This window comes from Actinomycetospora sp. ABD4_176 (assembly GCF_056311855.1).
The window spans coordinates 1,493,168-1,512,595 of sequence record NZ_CM149974.1 but is presented as its reverse complement, the minus strand read 5'-3'; the positions used below and the strand labels follow the sequence as shown (position 1 = coordinate 1,512,595).

The following is a 19,428-nucleotide window of genomic DNA, read 5'->3' as shown; positions in this document are numbered from 1 at the left end:
GCATGGTGCTACGGCGCGGCATCCCGGAACAGGTACTCCCCGGCGGCGTCCCACGGCCCGCCGCAGTAGCGCCACAGCCCCAACCCGGTGATCGTCGCCGTCCACGGTCGGTGGGTGGCGGCGAGCGCGGCGAGGGTCGCGCGCGCGGTCTCCGGGTCGACCTTGTTCTGCACGGTGACGTGCGCGCGCAGGCGCTGCTGGTCCTGGCGGGTCAGGTCGCCGTCGAAGCGCCGGGCGATCGTCGCGTGCACGTCCCCGAGCCCCGGGGCGTCGACGGGGTGGGCGACGCCGCGGCCCAGCGAGATCGGCGCCTCGATCGTCGCGGCGATCGGCGCCCGCCCGGTGACCTCGTCGAGCACCGCCGCGACCTCGTCCGCCCGCGCTCCGGGCAGTGCGTGGAAGAGCGTCAGGTGCGCGCCGACGACCCGCCGGCCCGCGGGGAACCAGCGGCGGCGCCGGGCGTCGAGCTCGTCCTGGCTCGCGGGGTCGAAGAGGGCGGTGACGACGAGGGGATCGGCGTCGGTCACGGGCCCGCCCGCCAGCCGTCGGGGTCGTCCCAGGCCTGCAGGGTCCGCCGGCTGGTGAAGCGACGCTCGGCGCCCGTGCGCGGGTCGGGGAACGCGAGCTCGCGGGCGAGCAGCTGCAGCGGCGCGCGGAAGTCGTCGAGCGGCACGTCGCGCACCTCCGGGTAGAACGGGTCGCCGAGCAGCGGTACCCCGAGCGAGGCCATGTGCACCCGCAGCTGGTGGGTGCGGCCCGTGTGCGGGGTGAGCCGGTAGCGGGCGAGCCCGTCTCGGTGCTCGACCAGCTCGACGAGGGTCTCCGCGTTCGGCTCACCGGGGACCTCCCGGGCGGTGACCACCCCGCGCCCCTTGACGATGCGACTGCGCACCACGCGCGGGAGGTCCAGCGCCGGGTCGTGCGCCGCGACGGCCTCGTAGACCTTCGCGACGCGCCGGTCGCGGAACAGGTTCTGGTAGGTGCCGCGCCGCGTGGGCTCGGCGACGAAGAGCACCAGCCCCGCGGTCACGCGGTCCAACCGGTGGGCGGGGCTCAGGAAGGGCAGGTCCAGCGTGTGGCGCAGCCGGACCAGCGCGGTCTCCCGGACGTGGCGCCCCCGCGGGATCGTCGCGAGGAAGTGGGGCTTGTCGACGACGACGATCTCCTCGTCGCGGTGCACCACCTCGACGTCGAACGGCACCGGCGACTCGTCGGGCAGGTCGCGGTGGAACCACACCACCGACCGCGGGACGAACGGCGCGTCCGGGCCCAGCGGCCCCTCGTCGCCGACGATCCGGCCCTCGGCGAGCATCGCGTCCACCCGCGCGGGCGGCACCGGCAGCCGGTCGACGAGGTGGTCGCGCAGCGTCGCCCACGGCCCGTCGTCGGGCATCCGCACCCGCGCCGGGTCCAGCCCGTCCCGCGGCGGGAGCGGGGGGCTGCGGCGGGGCACCGGGCGAGACTACGGGCCGGTCGGGATCGGGATCAGATGAACAGGCCGGCGAGGAGCCGCGAGCCGGCGTCGAGCTCCGCCTCCTTGTCGTCGCGATAGTCCGGGTCGCGGTGACGGGGCCAGAGGGCGGCGGCCTCGCGCCACGCGACGTCTCGGGTGCGTCGGACGAGCATGTCGCCGCCGAGGTTGAAGGCGTTGTCCACCCACCCGCCGTCCTCGAGGATCTCCGGCCACAACGTCCAGGGCGCGTCGTTCTTCTCGCAGAGCCGGTCCATGTTGTCGCGGAAGATCGTGTTGATCGCGTCGTAGTCCGCTCGTTGCTCCCGTTCGGCGGAGAGCGGGTCGTCCGGGTGTTTCTCCCATACGTCGAGCAGCGCGAAGGCCAGGTCGAAGTTGACGTGGGCGTTGACCCCGGTCGCCGCGAAGCGCCACTCGCCGTGGCCGTGCTGGCGGCGGTCGAACAGGATCTCCCAGCATGCGGGGGTCTTCCGGCGGTGGGCCCAGGCGTCGAGGGCGTCGAGGTAGCGCTGTGCGAACGCCACGTCCAGCTCGAGGATGAACTCGTCGCAGAAGAACAGGTCGCGGTCCCGGAACCTCTTCAGCACGTCGACCGTGATCGTCCGGTAGAGGTCCGTGAAGCAGGCGATCCCGTCGCGGTCGCGCTTCCTCGGCAGGTCGTCGGCGATCTCCTGGATCTCGTGCAGGACCGCGATGACCGCCTCGATGCTCTCCGGGCGGCGGGCGGCCACCTCCCTCAGCCGCTCCCTGTTCTCGTCGGGGGTGTCAGCCACGGTGACCTCTCTCCGATCCGGTGGGGCGGGCGCGGACGCGCTGGAGCAGCGCCGCGGCCTGGGTGCGGGAGCGGGTGCCGGTCTTGGCGAGCACCCGGGAGACGTGGACGGCGACGGTGCGCTCGCTGATGTAGAGCCGGTGGGCGATCTCGCGGTTCGACAGCCCGTCGGCGAGGACGGCGAGGACCTCGTGCTCGCGGGAGGTCAGCGCGGCGAGCTCGGGGGCCACGGCGCCGTCGCCCGCGTCGCGGGCCGTCGTCACCGCCGCCTCGCCGGCGTGGGCGATGTCGAGGCGGGCCCGGCGGGCGAGCCCCGCGATCTCGTCGAGGAACGGGCCGGCGCCCATCTCGCTCGCGGTCGCCGCCGCCGCGCGCAGCGCCCGCGCCGCCTCCCCCCGCCGCTCGCCGGTCGCCAGCAGGGCCTCGGCGCGGCGCAGCAGGGCGTACGCGGCGGGGTAGCGGTTGAGCTGCGCGCTCCACATCTCCGCGACCTGCCCCCACACCGCCGGGTCGGACGCCCCGGCGGCGCGCCCGGTCTCGGCGTGGCACATCCGCACGTAGGCCAGGACGACGCGGCGCAGCGCCGGCACCGTGTGCGGGATGCGCCGCTCGAGGTGGGCGACGTGGCGGGCGAGGCGGTCGAGGGCCGCGCGGTCGGTGGGCACGCCGTGGGCGGCGGCCTCGGCCTCGGCGCGCAGCCCGTGCCAGACCAGCGGCGCGACGAGGAAGACGTCGTCGGGTGTGTGCTCGGCGACGTCGAGACCGCGGGCGACGAGGGCGCGTGCGAGGTCGGGACGCCCGCGCCACATCTCGACGCCGGCGCGCAGGGTCAGCAGCGGCACGCGGTAGCGCGAGGCCACCGTGCCCCGCCGGGGCGGGGTGGAGCGCTCCTCGGAGGCGTCGCTGCCGCCCGGACCGACCAGGTCCCCGGCCTCCTCGCCGGTGCCGTCGAGCGCGAGGAGGTCGACGGCCCGCAGGTCCTCGTCGGCCTCGACGAACTCCCCGCGCCCGACCTGCAGGCGGCAGCGCGCCAGACGCACCTCGAGCGCGTCGGCGCCGGTGGGGGAGAGCGCCCACGCCTCGTCGACGGCGTCGGAGGCCTCCGCCCAGCGCCCGAGCCGGAACAGGCCGTTGGCCGCCGTCGCGAGCAGCCGCACGCCCGCGGACCGCGTGAGCCCGAGGTCCCGCATGCGCGCCACGCCCTGCCGGGCGATCTCGACGCCCTCGTGCAGCTCGCCCAGCGGGCCCGAGAGGAGGTCCGCCCAGGACTGGTAGGCGCGCCCGACCGCGGCCGCGTCCCCCGAGCGTTCGGCGATCATCAGGCCGTCGGCGACGGCGGCGAGGCCCGCGTCGGGGTTCTCGAGATAGGCCAGCGCGAAGCCCAGCGTGGCGAGCATCGGTGCCTGCTCGGCGAGCTCCCCCTCCCGGCGCGACACCGCGAGCGCGCGCTCGGCCTCCCGCCGGGCCCCGCGCACGTCGCCGGTGATGAGGAGCGCCTCGGCGTGCGCGGCGTGCACCGCGGCGAGGGCGGGGTCGTCGCCCACGCGGCCCGCGGCCCGCCCGGCGTCGTGCAGCACGGCGACGGCGTCGCCGGTGCGCCCGGCGTCGAGCAGCGAGCGGCCCAGCCGCACCACCGCGGGCAGCTCGGCGGCCCCGGCGGCGGCGGGGTCGGGCACGACGCGTTGCAGCAGGTCGACCGCGGCGTCGTACTCGCCGGCGAGCCGGGCGGTGTCGGCGGCCCGGGTCAGCAGGTCGCCGGCGTCGGCGTCGGCGGGGGGCAGCGCCGGGGGCCGGTGCCCCGGCAGGACCCTCGCGGCGGGCGGGACGGCGCGCGCGGCGACGAGGGCCAGCGCGGCCATCCACTGCCGGTATGCGGTCCCGAACTCGTGCATCTGCTCGGCGACCGTGGCCGCGTGCACGACCGCGGGCAGCGCCCGCTCGGGGTCGTCGGCGCGGGCCCAGTGGTGGGCGCGGCGCAGCGTCACCGCCGGGCCGTGGTCCGGGTCGGGCTCGCGTCCGTCGCCGAGCACGGCCTCGTACGCGAGCGCGTAGCGGCGGTGCAGCCCGCGGCGCTCGCCGGGCATCAGCTCGCCGGCGACGACGTCGCGCATGAGCCCGTGGCGCAGCGCGTAGCCGTCGACCTCGGGGTCGACGACGACCATCGCCGCCTCCGCGGCCTCGCGCAGCGCCGCGAGCAGGTCGTCCTCGTCGTCGGTGCGGACCACCTCGGCGAGCAGCCGGTGCGGGACGGGCTCCTCGCCGAGCGCGAGGGCCGCGACGACGGTCTGGGCGAGCGGGCCCAGCGCGGACAGCCGACCCAGGACGAGCCCCCGCAGGCCGGGGGAGAGGCCGTCCGCGGCGCCGTCGGCCACCGCGGCGAGGGTCTCGGCGATGATGAAGGGGTTGCCGCGCGAGCGCCGCCAGACGAGCTCGGAGAGCGCGGTGTCGCCGCCGTCGGCCCGCACGATGTCGGTGACGGCCGCCCGCGGCAGCGGCCCGAGCTCGATCGCGCGCACGGCCCGGTCGCGCGTGAGCTCGGGGAGCATCCGGCGCAGCGGGTGGGCGACGTCGAGGGCCTCCGAGCGGGCGGTGGCGACGAGTAGCACGGGCTCGTCGGCGAGGTGCGCGACGAGCGAGACGACGAGCTCGCGGGTGGTGCGGTCCGCCCAGTGCAGGTCGTCGACGACGACGAGCACCGGCACCTCGGCGGCGACCGCCACGAGCACCCGGCGGACGAGCTCGAGCAGGTGCCCGCCCGACGGCAGCGTCGTCCCCGGCCCGGGCTCCAGGAGCGGGGCGAGCTCGTCGCGCCACGGGGTGAGGGCCGCGCGCGCGGCCAGCACGGGCGGCGGCGCGTCGTCGGGGGCGCGCAGCAGGCGGCGCAGCCCGGTGGCGACCGGCCAGAGGGGCAGCTGCTCGCCGACGTCCACCGCGGCGCCGGCGACGACCACCCCGCCGTCGGCCTCGGCGCTGTCGGCGAGCCCGCGCACCAGCCGGGTCTTGCCCGCGCCGGCGTCGCCGGTGAGCACGACGGTCAGCGCGCCCTCGGTGCGGGCCCGGTCCCAGCAGCGCGCGAGCACGGCGGCGTCGGCGGCGCGCCAGGGTGCGGCGCCGCTCCCGCCGACGTCGGAACCCCCCTGACCTGGCACGACGGAAGACGCTAGGCCGGACGAATCGACCCCGTCCAGTGGCGTACGCAGGCCCGGACGCCCCTAGTCATTTCTTCGGATGTGCCCCTCGCGCGTGATCGGCGAGGCTTCTCCCCGAGGGCGGGTCGGCGGTCGTCGGGGACCGGGAGGGGTCGCTCGGACGTCCTCGCTCGCCCGCCGGACCCCGGCCGGGCGCGCGACGGGAGGGGGAGGCGGGGCAGCGGGCGCCCGGGGGGACGCCGGCCGGGCCCCGCCTCCCCTTTCCGCGCCCTTTCCCCGCCCTTTCCGCGCGCTCGCCCGGGGGCGGGTCAGCCCCAGAGCCGCTCGGTGGCGATCGCGGCGCCCTGGCTCAGCGCGCGGAACTTCTCCCACACCACCGTCGGGTGCACCTCCGGGGAGTAGCTCGCGCGCGAGGAGAACCCGCAGTCCGCGCCGGCGATGACGTTCTCCCGGCCGACCACCGAGGCGTACCAGCCGATCATGTCGGCGATCAGCTCCGGGTGCTCCACGTAGTTCTGCGCGTGACCGAGCAGACCCGGGATCAGCACCGAGCCCTCGGGCAGCGGGAGGTCCCGCCAGATCGCCCACTCGTGCATGTGGCGCGGGTTGGCGACCTCGAAGGAGTAGCCCCCGGCGCGGATGCCGAGCATGTACGGCGCGACCTCGCCCATGCCGATGTCGTGGATCCGCGGGCCGTGGTTGAGCCCGTAGCAGGTGTGCAGGCGGATCTTCTCGGTCGGGATGTCGCGCAGGCTGTGGTTGACGATCTCGGCGTGCTCGCGGGCGGTGCGGTCGCGCTCGACCGGCTCGAGGGTCGGGTCGGAGAGGATCTCGATCAGCCACGGGTCGTCGACCTGCAGCAGGAACCCCGCGTCGACGATGCCCAGGTACTCCTCGCGCAGCGCCTCGCCGACGGCCTCGTAGTACTCCCGGTCGGTCGCGTAGTACTCGTTGCGCCCGAAGCCGCGCGGCGAGGTCGAGGGCAGGAACGCCTCCACGACCCCGGAGACCCCCGCGAGCGCCTTCTGCAGGTTGGCCAGGTCGGTCGCCAGCTCGTCGTGGCCGGTGTAGCGCACCGGACCGGTGCAGGCGATCTCGACCATCGGCGCGACCGTCTTCGCGTACTTGCCGAGGTAGCCCGCGTAGTACTCCGGGAACGCGTCGATCTCGACCTGCCAGGACGGCGGCAGGAGGCGCTCGCCGGAGTCGGGGGCGAACCCGTCGAGCCGGCGCTGGATGTAGGTCGCGAAGCTGACCTTGCCCATCTCGCCGTCGGTGACGACGTCGAGCCCGACCTCGCGCTGGCGCGCCACGACGTCCGCGACGGCCTCGGTGACCTGCCGGGCGAAGAGGTCGGCGTCGTAGGGGCGGCCGTGCTCCTTCTCCCGCATCGTGTCGAGCAGGGCCTCGGGCCGGGCGAGGCTGCCGACGTGGGTCGTCAGGACACGGTCGGTGCTGCGCTGCATGGCACCGACGCTAGGAGGGCCCCGAGGAGGCGGGCACCACCTCGTTCCGGTGGGGCGAACGCGTCAGCGCGTCAGGCGTGTCAGTAGTGGGGGTGCCCGTGGGCCGCGGGGGTGGTGTGGGGGTCGGGAGCGCTGTCGGGAGTGCTGTCGCGGGCACTGCCGGTCGCGGTGCCGGCGGCGAGGCCGGTGCCCACCGCGGCGAGGTCGGGGGCGCGCCGGCGTCCCCGGCGCCGGCGCACGACGACGTCGGTCAGCCCCAGCGCGGCCGCGGCGAGGACGCAGGCGAGCACCACGGCGAGTCCTGAGGCGAGCGCGGTGCCGTACTGGCCGGATGCGGAGAGGACCGCGAAGAACACCGTCGCCACCAGCGCGATCCCGATCGACGACCCGATGCGCTGCGCGGTCTGCTGCATCCCGCCCGCGGTGCCGCCCTGGTCGGTGGGCACCTGCAGCAGCGTCAGCGCCTGGTTCGGGGTGATCACGAGCCCGCTGCCGGCGACGAGCAGCGGCAGCGCGGTCAGCAGCCCGGTCGACGGGTCGGTCCGGAGCCGGACGATCAGCAGCGTCGCGAGGATCCCGACGGCCATGACGAGCGTGCCGGCGAGCACCAGGGGTCGCCCGACCCGCACGACCACGCGCCCGCCCCACGCCGCCGCGCCCACCGCGTACGGCATCCCCGCGAGCCCCGCGAGCAGGGCGGAGCAGCCCAGGCCCTGCTGCGGGCGTGTCGCGTCACCGAGGATGTGGTGATCCTGGCGACCAGTGCGAGCAATGCCGCATCGCTGGTATGCGCGGGTCAGCTCCGGGCGCGGTTCAGGTCGGCGGAGACGCGGGCGGCGGCGCGGCGCACGCCCTGGACGACGGCGGGCTTGCGCGGGCCGAGGATGCGCGAGGTCGGCGCGACCACCGACAGGGCGGCCACCGGGTGCGGGCGCCCGCCGCGGGTCAGCGTGATCGGTGCGGCGATCGACGACCAGCCCGGCTCGAACTCCTCCCGCGAGGTGGCGTAGCCCTGCTCGCGGGTCGAGGCGAGGATCTGGCGGTAGCGCAGCGGGTCGACCACCGTGAACGGGGTGTAGCGCTGCAGGCCCCGCTCGAGGATCGCGGTGACCAGCGCCGGGTCCGCCGCGGCCAGCACCCGGCCGGCGCTGGAGGAGTGGGCCGGGTTGCGGCGGTGCTCGCTGCGGAAGCGGACGTTCATGCTCGCGGCCTCGGCGCGCTCGACGTAGAGCACGTCGGTGCCGACGACGACGCCGAGCTGGATCGTCTCGCGCAGCAGCTCACGCAGCTCGCCCATCGCGGGCAGGGCGACGTCGCGCAGCATCAGCCGGTCCACGGCGAGCTGGCCGAACTCGAAGAGCCGCAGGCCCAGGCGGTAGCGCCCCGAGCCGGTCCGTTCCAGCAGCCCGCCGGTGGCGAGCGCGGCGAGCATCCGGCACGCGGTGCTCTTGGCGATGCCGAGCCGGGTGGCGACGCGCGTGGCACCGAGCTCGGCCTCGTCGACGAAGCAGTCGAGCACCGCGACGGCGGTGGACACCGACCGCAGCGGCGAGTCGTCGTCGCCCGCGGGACCGGTGTCGATGTCGAGCGGGGGGAGGGACAGGACGGTCATCGACTCAGGCCTCCCCGATCTCTTCCCACCGCGGGAACTCGTCCGGCGGCGGCACGTTCACCTCGGTGACCCGGTTGCGGTAGGACACGAAGGCGGCGCGGCAGCCCTCGCGCATCTTGATCCGGATCTCCTCGGTGTTCAGCGGCTCGCCCGGGTCGTAGCCGTGCGCCCAGGTGGCGAACGCGCGCATCGGCCCGGAGTGCGTCGCGGCGAGGATCCGCCGGTGGGTGACCGAACCGTCGGGCTGCGTCGACTCCGTGATCAGCCGGTGGAAGCCGCGCCAGAAGCGGCGCACGCACATCGCCGGCGGCTCGAAGTACATCATCGGGATCGTCAGCCACTCCTGGATCGGGTCCGCCCCGCCCAGCTGGGTCCGGTAGAACCGGTCGATCTCGACGAGCCAGCGCGGGCGGTCGCCGACGGCGAGACGCTCGAGGGTCTCGTTGGTGGCCTGGTACTGCCGGAACGCCGAGGTGACGTCCCGCAGCCCGTCCGGGGTCCACACGCCGAAGTTGCGCAGCTCCGGGATCGGCTCCTTCTCGGTGATCTCGGCGTCGATGCCCCACATCTGCAGCCCGTCGGTGACGCCGTTGTAGAGCTGGTCGGCGGTCTGGCGGGCGCGGTTGGTGTCGGCGCAGACGAGGCGCACGCGGTCGCCGTGGTCGAAGCGCCGGGCCAGCTCGTGGCCGCGGCGGTGCGCCTGCCAGCCGCCCATCGGCGTGAGGCCGGCGTCGGTGGAGTAGCCCTGGGTGATGCCGTGGCGGATGATCGAGATCTCGCAGACGATCTTCTCGGACGCCCGGCGCTCCACCGGTGCCGCGATCTCCTTGCCGCGGCTCGCCTCGGCCAGCGCCGGGGTGAACTCCTTGCCCCCGTACGACACCGTCTGTGTCTCGACCGGCGCCGACCCGCGCTCGCGGAACCGGCGCAGGTAGAGCGGCGTGCCGTCACCCTCCGGCGGGGCCTCGGGCGCGCTCGGCGCCGCCGCGGCGGACGCGCGGTCCGACTCGGGAGCCTTCCCGCCACCGCGGCGCGCGCGGTAGCGGGCGAGGTAGTCGGGGGCCTCGTAGCGGTGGACGGACCGGGCGTCGGGGCGCTGCTCCGTGCCGGTCACGAGTGCACCGTGAAGAAGCGCTCGTTGACCTGGCGGTGGTAGTAGAAGATGGCCCGCCCCATCTCCTCCTCGGTCCAGGTGATCGGCTCGAAGTCGGGGTCGACCCAGTAGCCGCCGGTGAAGAGCTCGTTGCGGTTGCCGGCCGGGTCGAAGAAGTAGGTCGTGTAGCCGCGGGTGACGCCGTGGCGCGTGGGGGCCACGTCGATCGTCACGCCGTGGTACGCGAGCGCGTCGGCCGCCTCCCGGATGCCGTTCCAGTCGTCCATCCAGAACGCGAAGTGGTGCAGCGCCCCGTTCGGCCCGGTGATGACGGCGATGTCGTGCGGGGTGTGGGAGTGCTCGAGGAACGTCGCGAGCTGGTGGCCGTCGTTGGCGAGGATCTGCTCGGTGAGCCGGAACTCGAGCAGCTCGACGAAGAACGCCGTGAACGCCTCGACGTCCTCGGCCATGACGAACAGGTGGTCCAGGCGCGGCGGCGCGATGCCGATGAGGTCCTGCGGGCGGGGCGGCGGGTTGGTCCGCGGCAGCATGTTGCCGATCCGCTCGGTGCCGTGCGTCAGCTCCACGAGGTGGCCCGACGGCGCCTCGAAGCGGATGGCCTCGCCCCAGCCCGGGCCGAGCTCGCGGGCGGCGAACCGCTTCACCGGCACCCCGGCCGCCTCGAGCTTGCTCGTGAAGTGGTCGAGGTCCGAGCTCTCGTTGAGCTTGAACGACATGTGGTCGAGGCCGTAGGTGGGGGCCTCGCGCAGGATCACCGAGTGGTGCTCGCGCTCGTCCCAGCACTTGAGGAAGACCCGCGGCGCCCCGTCGCGCTCGTCGCGCGCGGTCTCCACGAGACCGAGGACCTCGGTGTAGTACGCGGTCGCGAGCTCCAGGTCGGGGACCCGGACCTCGACGTGCTGCAGCCGGATGATCCGGTCGGAAGTGGTGGCCACGTGTCCTTCTCCCGCTTCGATGGTCGGACCCTGCGAGCAGGTCCTCCGTCAGGTGTGCATCCGCAGGAAGCGCTGGCTGACGACGTTCTCGTAGTAGAAGAGGCCCTTGCCGAAGTTGTCCTCGGTCCAGGTGAGGATCTCGGTGTCGGGGTCGACCCAGTAGCCGCCGGTGAAGACCTCGTTGCGGATGCCGAGCGGGTCGAAGAAGTAGATGGTGTTGCCGCGCGTGACGCCGTGGCGCGTCGGGCCCTGGTCGATCTGGACGCCGTTGTAGGCGAGCGTGTCGGCGGCCTGGCGGATGTGGTCCCAGTCGTCGAGCCAGTAGGCCCAGTGGTGCAGGGCGCCGTTCGGGCCGTTGACGATGGCGATGTCGTGCGGGGAGCGGGTGTTGCCCGCGAGCCAGACGCCGAGCTGGTGGCCGTTGCCGTCGAGCACCTGCTCGGTCATGCGCATGCCGAGCACGTCGATGAAGAACGCCGCGGACTCCGCGACCTCCTCGGCGTTGACCAGCATGTGGTCCATGCGCGGCGGGGCGATGCCGGGCAGGTCGGGCGGCGGCACGGGCGAGGGGTTGCGTTTGCCGAGCACGTTGCCGGTCTTCTCGATGTCCCAGACCAGCTCCATGATCTGGCCCGACGGCACCTCGAACCGGATCGACTCGCCCTGGCCGACGGCCTCGCCGCGGTTGACCCGCGACGTCGGGCAGCCGTACGCCTCGACCTTGCGCTCCAGGTCGTGGAGGTCGTCCTCCTCCTCGACGCGGAAGGTGAAGGAGTCCATCCCGGTGCGCGGGTTGTAGCGCATCCGCAGGGAGTGGTGGTCCTCCTCGTCCCAGCACTTGAGGTAGACGCAGTCGTCGGTCCGCGCGACCTGCTGCAGGCCCATGACCTCGGTGTAGTAGGCGGCCGAGAGGTCCAGGTCGGGCGTGCGGACGTCCACGTGGGCCAGGCGCAGGATCCCCATGCCTCGGCTCCTTTCCGGTCCTCCCGGCTTCCTTGACGAGGCGACGCTAACCGCCCTAGCGTTCCGCAAGGAAGAAGCAGCGTTCCGCAGATCGGAACGCCGGGGCTTGACTGCCGGGACGGAGGGGCGAGGCATGGCGGACCCGATGGCGATGCGCCGGGCGGTCGCCGGCTACGTCGAGGGCGTCCACCGGGCCTACCTGCAGCAGGCGACGACGTTCCCGCCGGCGGTGCAGGGCCGCCTGCCGCTGCTGTCCGCCGGGCGCCTCACGGTCGCGGCGGTCGGTGCGCGGAACCTGCACATCCTCGCCACCACGGAGGGCCTCGGGCCGCCGCGCGGGCAGGAGGTGGAGGTGCCGGGGTCGGCCGAGGGGCTCGAGTGGGTCGTGCGGTTCTACGACCCGGTCGTCGTGCCCGCGCTCGGGCTGATCGACGAGTCCGACGGCCCGGCGCCGGAGAAGGTGCGGGCCGCGCTGGGCATCTCCACGGTCGTCTACCACGTCGTCACCCAGCCCGGCTCCGGGCTGTCGCCGCACCATGCGGGCCACGTCGGCTCCGGGCTGGCCTCCGCGCACTCGGCGGCCGCGCGCGACTTCGAGCGCCTGCGCGACCGGGCCCGCGGGCGCGAGGCGCTGGTCGACGAGATGGAGGGCGCCGCGGTGGCCGGCCTGCCGCGCGCCCAGGTGCTGCTGGCCCGCGCCATCCGCCCCTACGACGCCGCGGTCGGCGAGGCCGTCGACGCCGCCCTGCGCCCGGGCGCGACGCCGGACCCGGACGCGGTGCGCAAGGTGCTGCTGGCGAGCTTCACCCAGGAGCCGGCGTGAGCCCGTCATGAGTGATGCGCCCCTGCAGACGGTCACGAACGCCGCGCGGCTGCTCAAGGCGTTCCTCACGCGCGAGGAGTCGCTCGGGGTCTCCGAGCTCGCGCGGCGCCTGGGCCTGGGCAAGAGCGCGGTGCACCGGCTGCTCGCCACGCTCGCCGCGGAGGGTCTCGTCGAGCAGGACCCGCACACCGGCGGCTACCGCCTCGGGCTCGTCGTCTTCGAGCTCGGCGAGGCGGTGCGCGTGCACATGGACCTGCACGCCGCAGCCGGCTCGGTGCTCGCCCACCTGCGCGAGGAGACCGGCGAGTCCACGCAGGTCGGCATGCTCGACGGCCACGACGTCGTCTACGTCGACCGCCTCGAGTCCAGCCACGCGCTGCGGCTGTTCACCGAGACCGGCCGGCGCGTGCCGGTGCACTGCACCAGCTCGGGCAAGGTGCTCATGGCCTTCGCGTCCGAGCCGGTCCGCGAGCGCTTCCTCGCCACGGCGACCCTGGCCCGCCACACCCCCCACACGCTCACCGACCCCGACGAGCTGCGCCGGGCGCTGGCCACCGTGCGTGCCCGGGGGTGGGCCGACGCCGTCGACGAGCGCGAGATCGGCGTGGCGTCCCTCGCCGCCCCCATCCGCGACGCGCGCGGGGTCGTGGTCGCCGCGATCGGCATCGGCGCGCCGGTCAGCCGGTTCCGCGCGATCCCGCGCAAGCGCCTGGCCCGCACGATCGTCGAGGCCGGCGAGGCCGTGTCCCGCCGCCTCGGCTGGTCGGAAGAGGCACCCCTACTCGAGAAGGAGAGCTGAGTGGCCGTCACCGACGCTGCCGCCAAGGCGCGTGCCCTCTACGAGGCGCGGCGCACGCGGGTGCCGATCCCGCCCTTCACCGACAGCGAGCCCGACCTCGGGATGGCCGACGGCTACGCGATCCAGCAGGAGCTCGTCCCTCTCCTGCTCGCCGACGGCGACCGGGTCGTCGGGCACAAGGTCGGCGTCACCTCGGCGGCGATGCAGAAGATGATCGGCATCGACACCCCGGACTACGGCCCGACCCTGGCGTCGACGGTCTACCGGGACGGCGACGCGATCCCGCTCTCGCGCTTCATCCAGCCCAAGGTCGAGGCCGAGATCGTCTTCGTGCTGGGCTCGCGCCTGCAGGGTCCCGGCATCGGGCCGACCGACGTCGCGCCCGCGATCGCCGGGGTCGCGGCGGCGATGGAGATCGTCGACTCCCGCATCGCCGACTGGCGGATCAAGCTCGCCGACACCGTCGCCGACATGGCGTCGAACGGGGCGGTCGCCGTGTCCTCGCGGCTCGTGCCGCTGGCGGGACTCGACACCCGGCTGATCGGGATGACGTTCACCCGCAACGGCGAGCTCGTCGACACCGGGGCCGGCGCCGCCGCGCTCGGGGACCCGCTGGCGGTCGTGGCGTGGCTGGCCAACGTGCTCGGTGAGGCCGGCGTGGCGCTCGAGCCCGGGCACATGATCATGACCGGCGCGCTGCACGCGGCGGTCCCGCTGGCCGCGGGCGACGTGTTCCGCGCGGAGTTCGACCGGCTGGGGTCGGTGACGATCAGGGTGGTGGAGTGACCATGGCCGATGTCCACGAGCTGGCGTCCCGGTTGACCAAGGCCGTCACCGAGCGCACCGCGATCGACCCGCTCAGCGACGACGTCGGCTCGTCCGACTCCGACCGTGGCTTCGACCTCGAGACCGGCTACGCCGTCCAGCGCGTGCTGCGCGAGCAGGCCGGGCCGCGCGTGGGCTGGAAGCTCGGGGTGACGTCGCGGGCGAAGCAGGCCCAGGTCGGGGTGTCCGACCCGGTCTACGGGTTCCTGCCGGGCGCCGCGGCGCTCGACCTCGGCGCGCCCCTGCACACCGGCGAGCTGATCCAGCCCCGCGCCGAGCCGGAGATCGTGTTCGTCCTCGGGCGCGACCTCGCCGGCGAGCACGTCACCGCGGCCGACGTCCTGGCGGCGACCTCGGGGCTCGCGGTCGGCATCGAGATCCTCGACTCCCGGTTCCGCGACTACCGCTTCACCATGGCCGACGTCGTCGCCGACAACACCTCGGCCGCCCGCTTCGTCGTGGGCACGCCGGTGCCGGCCGCGGGCCTCGACGTCCGCCTGGTCGGCGTGCTGCTGGAGAAGAACGGCCAGCTCGTCGCCACCGCCTCGGGCGCGGCCTCCCTGGGCCACCCGGCGGCGGCCGTCGCGTGGCTGGTCCGTCGTCTCGCCGCGTCGGGGGAGGGCCTCGCCGCCGGCGAGGTCGTCCTGTCCGGTGGCCTGACCGCCGCCACCCCCGTCGTCGCCGGCGACGTCGTGACCGTGACCATCGACCGCCTCGGGACGGTCGAGCTCGCCTGCTCTTCCTGACCTCCGGAGGCAACGTCGTGCCGCTCGTGCAGATCACCCTCGCCCGGGGCCGCAGCCCCGAGCAGCTCGCCGCGCTGGGGGAGGAGGTCACCGCCGCCGTGACGCGCGCGGTGGGCGCCCCGGCCGAGAACGTCCGGGTCGTCGTCACCGAGTGCGAGCCGGAGCACTGGTTCGTGGGCGGTGAGTCGCTGGCGTCGCTGCGGGCCTCGGGCCGTCGGTGACCCGATCGTGAGCCTGGTGCGCGTCGACGCCCCGGGCGTCGTCACCAGCGACGACGGCCGGCGCTTCGTCGTGGTCGCGGTCGACGACGGCTACCGCGTGGTCGACGCCGTGTGCCCGCACAACCGCGGCCCGCTCGAGCAGGGCTGGGTCCGTGACGGGCGCACGCTCGTCTGCCCGTGGCACTGGTACCGCTTCGACCTGGACACGGGCGCGTGCCCGACCTCGCCGCAGCACGTGCTCGGTGTCTACCCGCTGCGCGAGGTGGACGGCGTCCTGTTCGCCGACGTCGGGGACCCGCCCCGGGCGCTGTCGTGGTCGGAGCGCCTGCGCGCCCACGCCCGGGAGTGACCGGTCCGTCCGGTCCGTCCGGTCCTCCGTTCCGGGACCCGGCCCGGGTCGGGAAACGGCCCCCTCGTCGCCATCGGCGGCGGGTATGTTGCCGCGCGTGTCCTCCCCCTTCGGCGGCTCCGGGTCCGAGGACCCCCAGCGCTCCGAGTCGTTCGGGTCCCAGCCCACCCAGTACGGCCCGACGGCCGACCCCTCGGCGGCGCAGGGAGGTCAGGGGCAGTCCGGCCAGTCCGGCCCGCAGCCCTACTACGGCGGTTACGAGCAGCCGGGGTACGGCCAGCAGGGGTACGGCCAGCAGGGGTACGGCCAGCAGGGGTACGGCCAGCAGGGGTACGGCCAGCAGGGGTACGGCCAGCAGGGGTACGGCCAGCAGGGGTACGGCCAGCAGGGGTACGGCCAGCAGGGCTACGGACAGCCGGGGTACGGCCAGCCCTACGGCCAGCAGGGCTACGGGCAGCCGGGGTACGGCCAGCCCTACGGCCAGCAGGGCTACGGGCAGCCGGGGTACGGGGCGCCCTACGGCCAGCAGGGCTACCACCCCTACGGCCAGCAGCCGCCGAGGAAGAACAAGGCACTGCCCTGGATCCTCGGCGGCGCGGCCGTCCTGGTCGTCGCGATCGTGGCGGTGGTCATCCTGGTCGTGACGCTCGGCAGCGGGCCCGTGCAGGCGGCCTCGGCCCGGTCGGTGCCGATCCCGGACGCGAACCCCGCCGGCATCACCGACGCCCTCACCCTCGACGGGTCGGGCTCGGTCTCGGCGCTGCAGGTCAACGCGACGATCTCGCACCCCTACACCTGCGACCTCGTCGTCTCGCTGCGCTCCCCGCAGGGCGCGACGGCCGTTCTCGCCGACAGCAACGACTGCGACCGCGGCCGCCCCGGCCTCGTCGTGGCGCTCGACAGCCGCCAGCCCGGCAGCCCGCTGGCCCCGCTCGTCGGCCAGCAGGTCCAGGGTCCGTGGACGCTGGTCGTCGCCGACGGCGTCGCGATCGACCGCGGCACGCTCGACGGCTGGAACATCACCGCGGAACGCTGATCACCGCTCGGCTGCACGCCCCACGCTCGTCACCGGGACCGATCCCGCTCTTCCCGATGTCAGGTGGGGACACGGGGACGGCCGCCGGGTCGTGGTCGTCGGTCGGGGTCGATGACCCAGGGCGGGGTGAACCAGGGCCGCTCGTCGATCATCTGGATCGTCCAGTGGCCGTGGTGGATCAGTTGGTGGTGAAACGAGCACAGCAGGCACATGTTGTCCAGCGCCGTGTCCCCACCATCGAGCCAGTGATCGACGTGATGGGCCTGGCAGCGGCGGGGCCGGCGATCGCACCCGGGGAACGCGCAGCCGCCGTCGCGCAGGTCGAGCGCCCGGCGGATGGCGTCGGTGGCGGTGCGCCGGGTGCGACCGACGTCGAGGGGTTCGGACCGGGAGCCGAGGACCATGGGGATGATCTCTGCGTCGCAGGCCCAGCGACGGGCGGTGGCGGGGTGGACCCGCGCTCCGGAATCGAGCAGTCCGTAGCCGCCGCGCTCGTCGAGGGCGTGGCGAAGCCACCGGTGGTCGATGGTGATGGTCAGCAACGCTCTGCCGGGCCGCTCGACCCGCGACGCACCATCGGCGGGGTGGGCACGGCGCGGCGCGGGGATCAACGCCGACGCCCCCTCGCCGTCGCCCTCAGGTGGGCCATCGGGGTCGGAGCCGGTGGTGTCGCCGGCGATGCCGCGGGGGCTGCGAGCGTCGGCGACGAGGTCCTTGAGCCCGTCGACGCGGCGCAGCGCGAGCTCGCGTTGGTCCTCGGGCCCGCACCGGGTGGCGAGCCCGTCGATGACCTCCAAGAACGCCTCGCCGTCCACCGGGTCGCCCATCCGCCCGCGGAACAGCAGGATGCCGTTGGGGCGACGGGTGATCAGCAGCTCGTCGTCGCGGCTCCGAGCCTCCTCGGGCGGCTCGTCCCCGTCGGGATCGAGGTGCGCGAGCAAGCGGTCAGCCACGGCCTGCAACCCTCTCGGCCCCCACCGGGTGGCCGCGTCGGCCAGGGTCCGCTCCGCCTCGGCCCACTCGTGCGCCGAGAGGCCCTCGACGCGGTCGAGACGCCGCATGGTGGCGCGGATGATCGCGATGTGGGCCGGACCGATCTCGCCGGCGGCGAGCACGGTGGCGGTGCAGAACAACCGTGGCGGCAGCGGCTCGCCGAGCAGCGAGCGCCGGGGGCACAGGTCGCGGGACTCGGCGACCAGCCGGCGGGACTCCGCGGCGCTGATGCGCCAGAGCTCTTCGAGCAGGCGCTCGGTCGACCGGTCGCCGGTCGCCTCCGCCACGGCGGACCGGTCGAGCGCGGCGACCTCCTCCAGGCGCGTGTAGCCCTCGCGGCGACGGGCGACCTCGCCGGCGCGGGCGCGCTCGAGTGCGGCAAGGTCCTCCGGCCCCAGCACTCGTTCGCTCATGTGTTCGATGGTAGACCCGACCACCGACACTGCCGGGGCGCGCGCCGGGCCCCTCAGTGCTCCGGTTCGTGCCCCAGGGCCGTCTCGCCGGTGGTGGTCACTTCGCCGGTCCAGCCGCACGAGCCGCACCAGCAGTAGAAGCGGCGGGCGTCGCCCTCCCAGAACTCGGTCGCGAGCCCGAGGTCGCGGGCGCAGGCCGGGCAGAACCTGGGCGCGTCGCGGCGGTGGGCCTCGACGTCCGCGGCGAAGCGCCGGTCGATCCGGGCTCCGGGGGAGCCGTCCGGCACCCGGGGGTGGGGTGAGGTCACCGCGGGATCAGCCCCGAGTCGACCTGCGCCGAGGTGTCGGGGGCGAGCGTGGCCGTGCCGATCCCGCCCTCGGGGGTGAACGACGGACGTCCGGCCTCCTTGTCCGCCTCCACCCGCGCGGCCGCGGAGAGGTGGACCTGCGTGATCGTCTCGAGCGCGGGGGAGTAGCGCGTCGAGCCCATCCGGCAGAAGTCGAGCGCGAACCCGGCGCCCCCGGCGTGGAACTTGTCCTTCTCGCAGGGCAGGTCGATGCGCTCGTGCGGCTCGCGGACGGTGCCCAGCGGGTCCTCGCCCTTCGCGACCGCGGCCATCTGCTGGCGGAACATCTTGCGCAGCATCGCGACGCCGATGTCGGAGCGACCGAGGTGCTCGGTGGTCCGGTCGGTGATCGGGCCCTGCGTCACCCAGGCCATGATGTCCTGGCCCTCGACGTAGTTGACGACGTGGTTGCCGCGCTCGTCGAACACCGGGATCTCGTAGTCCGGCACGGTCTCCTGCACCACCGGCTCGTACCCCTCGGGGGCGTGGACGGTGTAGAGCATGAACCGGGTGGTCGTCCGGTTGATCGGCACGCGGATCTGCATCTGGTGGATGCCGCCGCCCCCGACGCGCATGTTGTACGGGAAGACCAGCGGGTGCCCGACCTTCCAGTCGTCGTTGTCCTCGCTGGCCCCGGCGAGCACACGACGCTTGATGATGCCCCACTCGAAGGCGTCGAACCCGATGCGCTGGTGGCGCTTGCCGAACGACGCCGGGGCCTCGAAGCCCTCGTGGCGCCCGATGAACTCGAAGTACCGCCCGTGCAGGTGCTCGACGTGGTGGGGGTCGACCGCGTTCTCCATGACCTGCACGTAGTTGCAGGGGATGTCGGCCCAGCCGATGTCGCGGTAGCCGTCCATGACGTAGACGTCGAAGCGCGGCAGCAGCGGCGCCGGGTCCGGCCCGACGTAGGCCCAGACGAGCCCGCCGAGCTCCTCGACCTTGCCGGCGGTCGCGCGCACCCGCTCCTGGAAGTTGGTGTTGTCCTTCTCCGCGGGCTGGTCGGTGCACGCGCCGTCGGTGTCGAACTTCCAGCCGTGGTACGGGCAGCGCAGGCCGTCGCCCTCCACGACGCCGTAGGCCATCGACGCCTTCCGGTGCGGGCAGGGCTCGGGGATGATCCCGTAGCGCCCGGACGGGGAGCGCCAGAGCGCGAAGAAGTCGCCGAGCAGCTCGACCCGCTTCACCGGGAACTCCTCGAGCTCGCGGGTGAACGCGACGGGGTACCAGTAGCGGCGCAGCACCTCGCCCATCGGCGTGCCGGCCTCGACGGCGGTGAGTTCCTCGTTCTGCTCGGCGGTCAGCACGTGAGCCCTCCCGGGGTGTGGCGGTACCCCTGACGCTAGGCAGCCGCCGCACCGGCGAGAAGGTCTCCGTCCCGCTCCGCGGGATGG

20 protein-coding genes are annotated in these 19,428 nt (G+C 74.5%); 7 read left to right on the top strand and 13 right to left on the bottom strand.

Going from position 1 to position 19,428, the window contains the following annotated elements; genetic code table 11:
• Window positions 1-8: 8 nt before the first annotated feature.
• The 10 genes from ACYX4T_RS07405 to ACYX4T_RS07360 all read right to left on the bottom strand — a co-directional run bounded on the left by ACYX4T_RS07405 (window position 9) and on the right by ACYX4T_RS07360 (window position 11,482).
• Window positions 9-527 (bottom strand): 2'-5' RNA ligase family protein, encoded by a 519-nt coding sequence (locus ACYX4T_RS07405; protein ID WP_476013907.1) that lies wholly within the window; start codon window positions 525-527, stop codon window positions 9-11.
• A complete protein-coding gene (locus ACYX4T_RS07400; protein ID WP_476015209.1) occupies window positions 524-1,393 on the bottom strand; it encodes an RluA family pseudouridine synthase in 870 nt (289 codons plus the stop codon). The genes ACYX4T_RS07405 and ACYX4T_RS07400 overlap by 4 nt, the downstream gene beginning before the upstream one ends.
• Window positions 1,394-1,485: 92 nt before the next feature.
• Entirely contained in the window at window positions 1,486-2,244 is a 759-nt protein-coding gene (locus ACYX4T_RS07395; protein WP_476013906.1) for a DUF5995 family protein, read from the bottom strand.
• Window positions 2,237-5,392, bottom strand: coding sequence for a helix-turn-helix transcriptional regulator (locus ACYX4T_RS07390; protein WP_476013905.1), 3,156 nt, complete (start codon window positions 5,390-5,392; stop codon window positions 2,237-2,239). The genes ACYX4T_RS07395 and ACYX4T_RS07390 overlap by 8 nt, the downstream gene beginning before the upstream one ends.
• A 308-nt stretch (window positions 5,393-5,700) precedes the next feature.
• Window positions 5,701-6,858 (bottom strand): cobalamin-independent methionine synthase II family protein, encoded by a 1,158-nt coding sequence (locus tag ACYX4T_RS07385; RefSeq protein WP_476013904.1) that lies wholly within the window; start codon window positions 6,856-6,858, stop codon window positions 5,701-5,703.
• 80 nt (window positions 6,859-6,938) lie between these two features.
• Window positions 6,939-7,532 (bottom strand): hypothetical protein, encoded by a 594-nt coding sequence (locus ACYX4T_RS07380; RefSeq protein ID WP_476013903.1) that lies wholly within the window; start codon window positions 7,530-7,532, stop codon window positions 6,939-6,941.
• Between the two features lie 122 nt (window positions 7,533-7,654).
• Entirely contained in the window at window positions 7,655-8,470 is an 816-nt protein-coding gene (locus tag ACYX4T_RS07375) for an IclR family transcriptional regulator (protein WP_476013902.1), read from the bottom strand.
• A gap of 4 nt (window positions 8,471-8,474) precedes the next feature.
• Complete coding sequence (locus ACYX4T_RS07370) at window positions 8,475-9,584, bottom strand: histidine phosphatase family protein (protein ID WP_476013901.1); 1,110 nt, start codon at window positions 9,582-9,584, stop codon at window positions 8,475-8,477.
• Window positions 9,581-10,519 carry a catechol 2,3-dioxygenase gene (locus ACYX4T_RS07365; RefSeq protein WP_476013900.1) on the bottom strand — a complete coding sequence of 313 codons (939 nt, stop codon included), beginning with the start codon at window positions 10,517-10,519 and terminating at the stop codon, window positions 9,581-9,583. Before ACYX4T_RS07365 ends, ACYX4T_RS07370 begins: the two co-directional genes overlap by 4 nt.
• 48 nt (window positions 10,520-10,567) lie before the next feature.
• Window positions 10,568-11,482 (bottom strand): catechol 2,3-dioxygenase, encoded by a 915-nt coding sequence (locus tag ACYX4T_RS07360; RefSeq protein WP_476013899.1) that lies wholly within the window; start codon window positions 11,480-11,482, stop codon window positions 10,568-10,570.
• Between the two features lie 133 nt (window positions 11,483-11,615).
• On the opposite strand from ACYX4T_RS07360, the gene ACYX4T_RS07355 reads away from it, so the two are divergent.
• The 7 genes from ACYX4T_RS07355 (at window position 11,616) to ACYX4T_RS07325 (ending at window position 16,281) form a co-directional block, all read left to right on the top strand.
• Window positions 11,616-12,305: a hypothetical protein gene (locus tag ACYX4T_RS07355; protein WP_476013898.1), complete on the top strand. Its 690-nt coding sequence runs from the start codon at window positions 11,616-11,618 to the stop codon at window positions 12,303-12,305.
• Window positions 12,306-12,312: 7 nt separating this feature from the next.
• Window positions 12,313-13,104: an IclR family transcriptional regulator gene (locus ACYX4T_RS07350; RefSeq protein ID WP_476013897.1), complete on the top strand. Its 792-nt coding sequence runs from the start codon at window positions 12,313-12,315 to the stop codon at window positions 13,102-13,104.
• Window positions 13,105-13,890: a 2-keto-4-pentenoate hydratase gene (locus ACYX4T_RS07345; RefSeq protein WP_476013896.1), complete on the top strand. Its 786-nt coding sequence runs from the start codon at window positions 13,105-13,107 to the stop codon at window positions 13,888-13,890.
• Window positions 13,891-13,892: 2 nt separating this feature from the next.
• Window positions 13,893-14,675, top strand: coding sequence for a 2-keto-4-pentenoate hydratase (locus tag ACYX4T_RS07340; protein WP_476013895.1), 783 nt, complete (start codon window positions 13,893-13,895; stop codon window positions 14,673-14,675).
• Window positions 14,676-14,692: 17 nt separating this feature from the next.
• A complete protein-coding gene (locus ACYX4T_RS07335) occupies window positions 14,693-14,896 on the top strand; it encodes a 2-hydroxymuconate tautomerase (RefSeq protein WP_274199461.1) in 204 nt (67 codons plus the stop codon).
• A 7-nt stretch (window positions 14,897-14,903) separates the two neighbouring features.
• Window positions 14,904-15,245 carry a Rieske (2Fe-2S) protein gene (locus ACYX4T_RS07330; protein WP_476013894.1) on the top strand — a complete coding sequence of 114 codons (342 nt, stop codon included), beginning with the start codon at window positions 14,904-14,906 and terminating at the stop codon, window positions 15,243-15,245.
• A gap of 97 nt (window positions 15,246-15,342) precedes the next feature.
• On the top strand, window positions 15,343-16,281 hold the full coding sequence (locus ACYX4T_RS07325; RefSeq protein ID WP_476013893.1) for a proprotein convertase P-domain-containing protein: 939 nt from the start codon (window positions 15,343-15,345) through the stop codon (window positions 16,279-16,281).
• Window positions 16,282-16,340: 59 nt separating this feature from the next.
• Here ACYX4T_RS07325 and ACYX4T_RS07320 read toward each other — a convergent pair whose 3' ends face one another.
• From ACYX4T_RS07320 to ACYX4T_RS07310, 3 genes are read right to left on the bottom strand one after another with little or no spacing between them, the layout of a single operon-like run.
• Window positions 16,341-17,687, bottom strand: a complete 1,347-nt coding sequence (locus ACYX4T_RS07320; protein ID WP_476013892.1) for an HNH endonuclease signature motif containing protein — start codon at window positions 17,685-17,687, stop codon at window positions 16,341-16,343.
• A gap of 53 nt (window positions 17,688-17,740) precedes the next feature.
• The gene (locus ACYX4T_RS07315) at window positions 17,741-17,995 is read right to left on the bottom strand and encodes a hypothetical protein (protein ID WP_476013891.1); all 255 of its coding nucleotides are present in this window, start codon (window positions 17,993-17,995) and stop codon (window positions 17,741-17,743) included.
• Window positions 17,992-19,341 (bottom strand): Rieske 2Fe-2S domain-containing protein, encoded by a 1,350-nt coding sequence (locus ACYX4T_RS07310; RefSeq protein ID WP_476013890.1) that lies wholly within the window; start codon window positions 19,339-19,341, stop codon window positions 17,992-17,994. The genes ACYX4T_RS07315 and ACYX4T_RS07310 overlap by 4 nt, the downstream gene beginning before the upstream one ends.
• Window positions 19,342-19,428: the final 87 nt, after the last annotated feature.